Genomic DNA, 10,516 nt, shown 5'->3' on the forward strand with positions numbered 1-10,516 from the left:
GTGACCAGCGCGAACGAAGCGAAGCTTCTCGACAACCTGAAGTGGATGACCACCGAGCTGCGCCGGACCCGCCGCCGCCTGGCCGAGGTGGAGGAGGACGGGCGGGAGCCGATCGCGATCGTCGCGATGAGCTGCCGCTTCCCCGGTGGCGTACGGTCCCCCGAGGACCTGTGGCGGCTCGTGGACGGCGGCGGCGACGCCATTTCCGGATTCCCGGCCGACCGCGGCTGGAACATCGAGGCACTCGCCGACCCGGACCCCGACCGCAAGGGCACCTTCTACAACAGCGGCGGCGGATTCCTCGACGGCGCCGCCGAGTTCGACCCCGGATTCTTCGGCATCTCGCCGCGCGAGGCCCTCGCCATGGACCCGCAGCAGCGGCTGCTGCTGGAAACCTCCTGGGAGGTCTTCGAACGGGCCGGAATCGACCCCGCCGCCGTCCACGGCAGCCGTACCGGTGTCTTCGTCGGCGCCGCCGCCATGGGCTACGGCAACGACCTCCACGGCGCGCCCGAAGGACTGGAGGGGCTGCTGCTCACCGGCGGCGCCACCAGCGTCCTGTCCGGCCGGATCGCCTACACCCTCGGGCTCGAGGGCCCGGCGGCCACCATCGACACGGCGTGCTCCTCGTCCCTGGTCGCCCTGCACTGGGCCGCCCAGGCACTGCGTCAGCGCGAGTGCTCGCTCGCGCTCGTCGGCGGCGTCACCGTCATGCCCAACCCCGACGTCTTCGTGGAGTTCAGCCGCCAGCGCGGGCTCGCCCCCGACGGGCGCTGCAAGTCCTTCGCGGCCGCCGCCGACGGTACGGGGTGGAGTGAGGGCGTCGGCGTGCTGCTGGTGGAGCGGTTGTCGGACGCCCGGCGCAACGGTCACCAGGTGCTGGCCGTCGTGCGCGGCTCGGCGGTCAACCAGGACGGCGCGAGCAACGGTCTGACCGCCCCCAACGGCCCCGCCCAGCAACGCGTCATCCGCCAGGCCCTGGAGAACGCCCGGCTGTCCGCCGCCGAGGTCGACACCGTGGAGGCGCACGGCACGGGCACGACGCTGGGTGACCCGATCGAGGCGCAGGCGTTGCTGGCCACGTACGGCCAGGAACGGCCGGAGGGGCAGCCGCTGTGGCTGGGCTCCCTGAAGTCCAACCTCGGCCACACGCAGGCCGCCGCCGGTGTCGCGGGCGTCATCAAGATGGTCATGGCGATGCGGCACGGCGTGCTGCCACGGACGCTGCACGTCGACGCGCCGACCCCGAACGTCGACTGGACGACCGGAGCCGTCTCGCTGCTCACCGAGGCCAGGCCGTGGCCGGAGACAGGGCAGCCGCGCCGCGTCGGCATCTCGGCCTTCGGCGTCAGCGGCACCAACGCCCACACCATCCTCGAACAGGCCCCGGCGGCCGAGGAACCGCGGCCGGACGCGAATCCGGAGCCCGAGCAGGCCGCCGCGCCGTCGCGGCCGCTGCCGCCGGTGCTGCCGTACGTGGTGTCGGCGAAGGGCGGGGACGCGCTCCGGGCCCAGGCCGAGCGACTGCGCACCCGACTGGCCGACCAGCCCGCCCTCGAACCGGCCGACGTCGCCTACTCCCTGGCCACCGGCCGCGCGGCCTTCGAAGACCGCGCGGTGCTGGTCGCCGGGGACCGGGAGGGCCTGCTGCGGGGGCTGACCGCGTTGGCGGCAGGGGACACGGCGGCGCGGGACCTGGCGCTGGGCTCGCCGGTGAACGGGAAGCTCGCCTTCCTGTTCACCGGCCAGGGGAGTCAGCGGCTGGGGATGGGCCGTGAGTTGTACGAGGCGTATCCGGTGTTCGCGGGGGCGCTGGACGTGGTGTGCGCGGAGCTGGACCGGCATCTCGAACGTCCGCTGAAGGGCGTGCTGTTCGGTGAGGATGCCGGGCTGCTGGATCAGACGGCGTATACGCAGCCGGGGCTGTTCGCGGTCGAGGTGGCGCTGTTCCGGCTGGTCGAGGCGTGGGGTCTGCGGGCGGACTTCCTGTCCGGGCACTCGATCGGTGAGCTGGCCGCCGCGCATGTCGCCGGGGTGCTGTCTCTGGCGGATGCCTGCACGTTGGTGGCCGCTCGCGGTCGTCTGATGCAGGAGCTGCCCGCCGGTGGCGCGATGATCGCGATCCAGGCATCCGAGGCGGCGGTGCTGCCACTGGTTGGCAACGGCGTGAGCATCGCCGCGGTCAACGGCCCGGCGTCCGTCGTGATCGCCGGTGACGAGACCGTGGCGCTGGACATCGCCGCGCGGTTCGAGGCCGAGGGCCGGAAGACCAAGCGGCTGGCCGTCAGCCACGCGTTCCATTCGCCTCGTATGGACGGCATGTTGGAGGCGTTCCGTACGGTCGCGGAGGGGTTGTCGTATGAGGCGCCGCGTATCCCGATCGTGTCGAACCTGACCGGTGGCGTGGTCTCCGCAGAGGAGATCACCACCGCCGACTTCTGGGTGCGGCACGTTCGCGAGGCGGTCCGTTTCCTCGACGGGGTACGGACCCTCGAAGCCCAGGGCGTTACCACGTACGTCGAGTTGGGCCCGGACGGGGTCCTCTCCGCGATGGCGCAGGAGTGCGTGACAGGCGAGGGCGCCGCCTTCGCGCCAGTGCTGCGCAAGGGGCACCCCGAGGCCGAGGCGCTGACCGGCGCCCTCGCCCAGGCCCATGTCCGGGGTGCCGGTGTGGACTGGGCGGCGCTGTTCGCCGGGACCGGCGCCCAGCGCGTCGATCTGCCCACGTACGCCTTCCAGCACCAGCGGTTCTGGCTGGAGCCCGGTACGCCGAGCGGCGACGTGACCACCGTGGGCCTCGAAGCGGCCGGGCACCCGCTGCTGGGCGCGGCCGTCCCGCTCGCCGACACCGACGGCTTCCTGCTCACCGGACGGCTCGGCCTCGACACCCACCCCTGGCTCGCCGACCACACCGTCATGGGGTCGGTGCTGCTTCCGGGTACGGCCTTCGTGGAACTGGCGATCCGCGCCGGTGACCAGGTCGGATGCGACCACCTGGACGAACTGACCCTGGAAGCGCCGCTGGTACTGCCCGAGCGCGGCGCCGTCCGGCTCCAGGTCGCGGTGGGTCCGCTGGACGGCGACGGACGGCGTTCCCTCACCGTGCTGTCCTCCCCGGCCGACGCCCCGGCCGAGGAGCCGTGGACGCGGCACGCGACCGGTGTGCTGGCCTCGGGCGCACCGCGCCCCTCGATCTCGCTCGCCGAGTGGCCGCCGAACGGGGCGCGGGCGGTCCCCGTCGACGACCTGTACGCGGACCTCGACGGCATCGGCATGGCCTACGGCCCGGTGTTCCAAGGGCTCACCGCCGCCTGGCGGCGAGGCGACGAGGTCTTCGTGGAGGTCCGGCTCCCGGCCGACGCGACCGCGGAGGCGCGGACGTTCGGGCTGCACCCTGCGCTCCTGGACTCCGCGCTGCACGCGCTCGGCCTGGGAGGCCTGGGCGGTAACCAAGGCGAGGGGCGGCTGCCGTTCGCCTGGCGCGGTGTGACGCTGTACGCCGGCGGCGCCCCGGCGCTGCGCGCACGGCTGGTGCCGACGGGCGCGGACGGCGTGCGCCTGGACCTCGCCGACGCCGACGGCGTGCCGGTCGCGGCCGTGGAGTCGCTCGCCCTGCGCCCCGTCTCGGAGGAGCAGGTGCGGGCCGCGGGGTCGGCGTACCACGAGTCGCTGTTCCGTCTGGAGTGGACCGAACAGCCGGTCGCGGCCGAGCAGGGGACTCCGGGCGGCCGTTGGGCGGTCCTGGGGTCCGACTCCTTCGGCCTCGCGGGCGCGGGCGCGGGTTCGGACGTGGCGGCGTACGCGGACCTGACCGCGCTGGCCGAGGCCGTGGACGCGGGCGCACCGGTGCCCGAGTACGTCCTCGTCACCCCCGGTGTCGCCACGCCCGATTCCCCGTCCGACGTCGCGCCCGACCGGCAGGGCGCCGACGACACGCCCGACGCGGTGCGGCGGGCCACGGTCGGCGCCCTGGGCCTGGCCCAGGCGTGGCTGGCCGACGAGCGGTTCGGCGCCGCCCGGCTGGTGCTGGTGACCTCGGGCGCGGTCGCCGCGACCCCGGGAGAGCCGGCACCCCGCCTGGCGCGGGCCGCCATGTGGGGTCTGCTGCGTTCGGCGCAGGCGGAGCACCCGGAGCGGTTCGTCCTGCTGGACCTCGACGGCGAGCCGGCGTCGCGCGCCGCGCTCCCGGCCGCGCTCGCGGCGGGCGAGGAGCAGCTGGCCGTACGCGCGGGTGTCGTACGGACGCCGAGGCTGGCCCGCGTACCCGTGGCGGCGGATCCCGACCGCGCCACGGCCCCCCTCGACGGCGACGGCACGGTCCTGGTCACCGGCGCGAGCGGCACGCTGGGCGGACTGGTCGCCCGGCACCTGGTCGCCGAACACGGCGTGCGGCACCTGCTGCTGGTCAGCCGGCGCGGCGCCGAAGCCCCCGGTGCGGCCGCGCTGACCGCCGAACTCGCCGCCTCCGGCGCCGAGGTGCGCTGGGCGGCCTGCGACGCGGCGGACCGGGACGCCCTGGCCGCGACCCTGGCCGCCGTCCCGGCCGCGCACCCGCTCACCGCCGTCGTCCACACCGCCGGGGTACTCGACGACGGCGTCATCGGCTCGCTGACGCCGGAGCGCGTCACCCGCGTCCTGCGGCCCAAGGTCGACGCGGCCTGGAACCTCCATGAGCTGACGCGGGAGCTGGAGCTGTCCGCGTTCGTGCTCTTCTCGTCCTCCTCGGGCGTGTTCGGCAGCCCGGGGCAGGGCAACTACGCGGCGGCGAACGCGTTCCTCGACGCGCTGGCGGTACGGCGCCGGGCCGAGGGCCGCGCCGCCACCGCGCTGGCGTGGGGGCTGTGGGCCGGGTCAGGGATGGCCGGCGGCCTGAACGAGACCGACGTCAGCCGCATGCGGCGCGCCGGCCTGCCGCCGCTGGCTCCGGCGGAGGGCCTGGCGCTGCTCGACACGGCGCTCACTGTCGGGGAGCCGTCGCTCGCCCCGATGCGCGTGGACACCGCGGCGCTGCGGGCCCGGGCGGCGGCCGGGACGATCTCCCCGCTGCTGCGCGGCCTGGTCCGGGTGCCCGTACGGCGGACGGTCGGCGCCGCCGCCGCGACCGGAGACGGCCCCGGCCTGGCGCGGCGACTCGCCGGGCTGGGCGCGGCCGAACAGGACCGGCTGCTGCTGGACCTGGTCCGCACCCAGGTCGCGGCGGTGCTCGGCCACGCGGGCCCGCAGGCCGTCGAGGAGGGCCGGGCCTTCAAGGAGCTGGGCTTCGACTCCCTCACCGGCGTCGAACTCCGCAACCTCCTGCGGGACGTGACCGGGCTGCGGCTCCCCGCCACGCTGGTCTTCGACTACCCGACCTCGGCCGCCCTGGCGGGCCATCTACGGGCCGAACTCCTCGGTGACACGGCCGAGGTGACCGCCCAGGGCCAGGGGACGACGACCGGCGTGGCGGAGGCCGACGACCCGATCGCGATCGTGGCGATGAGCTGCCGCCTCCCGGGCGGCGTCCGGTCGCCGGAGGACCTGTGGCGGCTGCTGGCCGACCGCGGGGACGGCATCTCGGCGTTCCCCGTCGACCGCGGCTGGGACCTCGACACCCTCTACAGCGACGACCCGGACCTCGAAGGCAGCAGCTACATCCGCGAGGGCGGCTTCCTGCACGACGTCGCCGACTTCGACGCGGCCTTCTTCGGCGTCTCGCCGCGTGAGGCGCTGGCGATGGACCCGCAGCAGCGGTTGCTGCTGGAGACGTCGTGGGAGGCGTTCGAGCGGGCGGGCATCGACCCGGCGACGCTGCGCGGCAGCAAGACCGGGGTGTACATCGGCTCCAACGACCAGGACTACCTGACCCTGTGGGTCAACGAACCGCAGGGCCTTGAGGGCCACCTGGGCACCGGCAACGCGGCGAGCGTGGCCTCGGGCCGCCTGGCGTACACCTTCGGACTCGAAGGCCCCGCCCTGACCGTCGACACCGCGTGCTCGTCGTCCGTGGTGGCCCTGCACCTCGCGGTGCGCGCCCTGCGCGACGGCGAGTGCTCGCTGGCGCTCGCGGGCGGTGTCACCGTCATGTCGACACCCGGCGCCTTCACCGAGTTCAGCCGCCAGCGCGGGTTGGCCGCCGACGGCCGGATCAAGGCGTTCTCGGCGGACGCGGACGGCACCATCTGGTCCGAGGGCGTCGGCCTCCTGCTGGTGGAGCGGCTCTCCGACGCGCGGCGCAACGGGCATCCGGTGCTGGCCGTCGTACGCGGCACAGCCGTCAACCAGGACGGCGCGAGCAACGGCCTGACCGCGCCGAACGGCCCGTCGCAGCAGCGCGTGATCCGGCAGGCGCTGGCGAACGCCGGGCTGTCGGCCGCCGAGGTGGACGCGGTGGAGGCGCACGGTACGGGGACGACGCTCGGCGACCCGATCGAGGCGCAGGCCCTCCTGGCCACGTACGGCCAGGACCGCCCCGAGGGACGGCCGCTGTGGCTCGGCTCGGTGAAGTCCAACATCGGCCACACCCAGGCCGTGGCGGGCGTCGCCGGAATCATCAAGATGGTGATGGCCATGCGGCACGGCACGCTGCCGCAGACGCTCCACATCACCGAGCCGACCCCGCACGTGGACTGGTCGGCGGGCGAGATCGAGCTGCTGACCGAGGCCCGGCCGTGGCCGGAGACCGGACAGCCGCGCCGCGCGGGCATCTCCTCGTTCGGCTACAGCGGCACCAACTCGCACGCGATCATCGAGCAGGCTCCGTCGGCCGAGGCCGCTGAAGCCGAGGGTGCGGCGGGTCGGCCGCTGCCTCCGGTGCTGCCGTACGTGCTGTCGGCGAAGGACACGGAGGCGCTGCGGGCGCAGGCGGAGCGGCTGCGTGCGCGCCTGTCGGCCGACCCGGCGCCCGAACCCGCCGACGTGGCCTACGCGTTGGCCACCGGCCGCGCCGTTCACGACCACCGTGCGGTCGTGGCCGCCGGGGACCGGGACGGTCTGCTGCGGGGCCTGGCGGCACTGGCGGCGGGAGAGTCGGCGCCCCACGCGATCCAGGGCACGCCCGCCGAGGGCAGGACGGCGTTCCTGTTCACGGGGCAGGGGAGTCAGCGGCTGGGGATGGGTCGTGAGTTGTACGAGGCGTATCCGGTGTTCGCGGGGGCGCTGGACGCGGTGTGCGCGGAGCTGGACGGGCACCTTGAGCGGCCGTTGCGGGATGTTCTGTTCGGCGAGGATGCCGGGCTGCTGGACCAGACGGCGTATACGCAGCCCGCCCTGTTCGCGGTCGAGGTGGCGCTGTTCCGCCTGGTCGAGGCGTGGGGTCTACGCGCCGACTTCCTCTCCGGGCACTCGATCGGTGAGCTGGCCGCCGCGCACGTGGCCGGGGTGCTGTCTCTGGCGGACGCCTGCGTGCTGGTGGCGGCTCGTGGTCGTCTGATGCAGGAACTCCCGGCCGGTGGCGCGATGATCGCGGTGCAGGCGTCGGAGGAGGAGGTGCTGCCGCTGCTCACCGAGGGCGTCGGCATCGCCGCCCTCAACGGCCCCACATCGGTGGTTGTCGCCGGTGACGAGGGTGCGGCACTGGAGATCGCGGCGTCGTTCGAGGCGCAGGGCCGCAAGGCCAAGCGGCTGACGGTCAGCCACGCGTTCCACTCGCCGCGTATGGACGGCATGTTGGAGGCGTTCCGTACGGTCGCCGAGGGACTCACGTACCAGGCGCCGAAGATCCCGATCGTGTCGAACCTGACCGGTGCCGTGGTCTCCGCCGAGGAGATCGCCACCGCCGACTTCTGGGTCCGGCACGTCCGGGACGCGGTCCGCTTCCTCGACGGCATCCGCGCCCTCGAAGCCGAGGGCGTCACCACCTTCGTCGAGCTGGGCCCCGACGGGATCCTCTCCGCGATGGGGCAGGAGTGCGTGACCGGCGACGCCGCCGTCTTCGTACCCGCCTTGCGTAGTGGCCGCCCCGAGGGCGAGACCGTGACCGCCGCCCTCGCTCAGGCCCATGTCCGGGGTGCCGGGGTGGACTGGGCGGCGTTCTTCGGTGGGTCCGGCGCCCGGCGCGTCGACCTGCCGACGTACGCGTTCCAGCGCCGCCGCTACTGGCCCGACGCGGACACCGGCACCCGGGCCGGAGGCGGGTCCGCGACGTCCGGCGACAGCACCGTGAGCGCGGTGGACGCGCGGTTCTGGGAAGCCGTGGAGCGAGAGGACCTGGCCTCCCTCGCCGCCGAGCTGCTGGTCGAGGGCGACCAGCCGCTCAGCGCGGTGCTGCCCGCCCTGTCGTCGTGGCGGCGCAGGCAACAGGAGCTGTCCGCCGCTGACGCCTGCCGCTACCACGTGGTGTGGAAGCCTTCGCCCGGGGCGCGGGGCGCGTCGGGTTCGCGCACCCCGTCCGGGACATGGCTGACGGTCGTCCCCGCGAGCCACGCGGACGACGCCCGGGTCGGCGCGGTCGTCGAGGACCTCACCCGGCGCGGCGTGCGGGTTGCCCGGGTCGAGCTGGACGCGGCCGACGGGGACCCGGTGACGATCGGCGCGCGGCTCGCCGCCGCGTCGGCGGGCGGTCCCGTCACCGGTGTGCTGTCGCTGCTCGCGCTGGACGAGCGGCCGCACCCCGAGCATCCGGCGGTGCCGGTCGGCCTGGCGCTGACCGCCGCGTTGGCCGAGGCGCTGGACGAGGTACTCGCCGAGGTGCCGGACGCGCGGCTGTGGTGCGTCACCCAGGGCGCGGTCTCCGTCGGCGCCGCTGACCGGCTGGAGAGCGTCACCCAGGCCCAGATCTGGGGCCTGGGCCGGGTCGTCGCGCTGGACCGGCCCGAGCGGTGGGGCGGTCTGATCGACCTGCCACAGACGGTGGACGAGGGCGCGCTGGACCGACTGGCGGGCGTGCTCGCCGGATCCGCGGCCGGTAACGGGGCCGCGGCCGAGACCGGTATCGGGTCCGGATCCGCGATCGGAGCCGCCGCCGGTACCGGGACCCGAGCCGCCGCCGGTGCCGGGGACGTGGAGGACCAGGTGGCGATCCGCGCCGCCGGGCTCTTCGTACGGCGCCTGGCACAGCCCACCCCGTCGTCCTCCACCGCGCCCGCCGAACCCTGGACCCCGCGCGGCACCGTGCTGGTCACGGGCGGCACCGGCGCGCTCGGGCAGCATGTCGCCCGCTGGCTGGCCCGTAACGGAGCGGAGCGGCTGGTCCTGCTCAGCCGCCGGGGCGCCGATGCCCCGGGCGCGGCCGAGCTCGTCGCGGAACTCTCCGCGTCCGGCACCACCGTGACCGTCGAGGCGTGCGACGTGGCGGACCGCGCCGCGCTGGAGACCCTCGTGGACAAGCTGGCGGCGGACGGCACCCCGGTACGGGCCGTGGTGCACGCGGCCGGTGTCTCCCAGGGACCGGGCACCGGCACCGAACTGCCGGAGTTCGCCCACGTCGTGGCGGCCAAGACCGCCGGGGCGATCCACCTCGACGCCATCTTCGGCGGCCGGGACGGGGGCGCGGCCGATACCCCGGCAGGGACCGCCCCCGACCAACGCCCGGCCCTCGACGCCTTCGTGCTCTTCTCCTCCATCGCCGGGGTGTGGGGCAGCGGCGGCCAGGGCGCCTACGCGGCGGCCAACGCGTTCCTCGACGCCCTGGCCGAGCGGCGCCGGTCCCGCGGCCTGACCGCCACCTCCATGGCCTGGGGACCGTGGGCCGACGGCGGCATGGCCACCGAAGGCGACGCCGGGGAGCAGCTCAGCCGCCGCGGCCTGCCGCCCATGGCCCCCGAGCTGAACATGGCCGCCTTCCAGCAGGCGCTGACCCGCCGGGAGACGACCGTGACCGTGGTCGACGTCGACTGGGGGCGGTTCGCCCCGGCGTTCACCGCCGCCCGCCCCCGCCCGCTGATCGACGACCTGCCGCAGGTGCGTAAGGCCCTGCACGGTGGCCCCGGCGGACCGGCGGACCCGGCGACGGACCCGTTGGCGGCCGAAGCGGGGCCGACACTGCGCGACCGGCTGGCCCGACTGGGCGAGGCGGACCGGCGGGACGCCGTGCTGGAGGTGGTCCGCACCCAGGTGTCGGCCGCCCTCGGCCACGCCTCCGCCGACGACGTCGAGGCCGGGCGCGCCTTCCGGGAGCTGGGCTTCGACTCGCTGACCGCGGTCGAGCTGCGCACCCGGCTCGGCGCGGCCACGGGGCTGCGGTTGCCCGCGAGCCTCGTCTTCGACTACCCGACGCCGCAGGCGCTCGCCGAGCAGCTGCTGCGCGAACTGGTCCCGGCCGGAGGTGGCGTCCATGTAGGCGGTCCCGCCGACATGGACACCGATCCCCAGGACGCCGCGCTGCGGCGGACCCTGGCGACCATCCCGATGAACCGGATCCGGGAGGCCGGGCTGCTGGAGTCGCTCCTCCAGCTGGCCGACCCGGAGGCGGCGACCCCCGGTACGACCCTCGACACGAGCCCCGACGACGGCGCCGAATCCATCGACGCGATGGACGTCCAGCACCTGATCGACATGGCGCTCGAGCTCGACAGCAACGACGGCACTCATTCCTGACCCG

1 protein-coding gene is annotated in these 10,516 nt (G+C 75.0%); it reads left to right on the forward strand.

Features of this window, described 5'->3' with window-relative positions; genetic code table 11:
- Positions 1-10,512: a type I polyketide synthase gene (locus ACQUSR_RS21780; protein ID WP_431044269.1), complete on the forward strand. Its 10,512-nt coding sequence runs from the start codon at positions 1-3 to the stop codon at positions 10,510-10,512.
- Positions 10,513-10,516: the final 4 nt, after the last annotated feature.

This window comes from Streptomyces sp. P1-3 (genome assembly GCF_050613155.1).
In the GTDB taxonomy this organism is placed as follows: domain Bacteria; phylum Actinomycetota; class Actinomycetes; order Streptomycetales; family Streptomycetaceae; genus Streptomyces.